This window comes from Halomonas sp. AOP7-B1-5, assembly GCF_052353045.1.
Taxonomy (GTDB): Bacteria; Pseudomonadota; Gammaproteobacteria; order Pseudomonadales; family Halomonadaceae; genus Vreelandella; species Vreelandella colorata.
In genome coordinates, this window is record NZ_JBQTDC010000130.1 from 1 (window position 1) to 522 (window position 522).

The 522-nt window shown below is 61.1% G+C and carries 1 protein-coding gene; it reads right to left on the reverse strand.

What is annotated here, in order from left to right; all coding sequences use genetic code 11:
• A partial coding sequence (locus tag ACT3XD_RS19710; protein WP_444280713.1) for a transposase occupies positions 1–522 on the reverse strand: 522 nt, incomplete at both ends.

The following is a 522-nucleotide window of genomic DNA, read 5'->3' on the forward strand; positions in this document are numbered from 1 at the left end:
TTGCTTACGCAGCGTCTCGATCAGCGGCAAGAGGCGCTCACCGGTCTGCACCATCCAGCGTGCCAGTGTATTTCGAGGCAGATGGGCACCGTGGCGGGTAAAGATCTGGCTCTGCCGGTAAAGCGGCAAGGCATCCTGGTACTTCGCGGTAGCGACATAGGCCAGTAAGGTGGCACTGGCATTGCTCTTGGGCAGCAGCTTGGCCGGTGCCGGGGCGGTCTTGACGTTTCCTTCGCAGATTGGGCAGGCGTATTTACGCCTCACATGACGGATCACTTCTACCCGTGCGGGCACAACATGAAGTTCTTCACTGACCTCTTCACCGATGACCTTAAGCTCGGTGCCGTCTTCGGCACAACAACGCTCGGTAGCGTCCAGCGTATGCACCACCTCGACACGAGGCAGTTCAGGCGGCAAGGCGACGCGTCCGCCGCGGGTACGCTTGTTGGCCGAAGGTGCGACATTATCAGGCGGCGTTGCAGAAGCGTCGCCATCGGCGACGTCAGCGGGCGCCTCATCTGC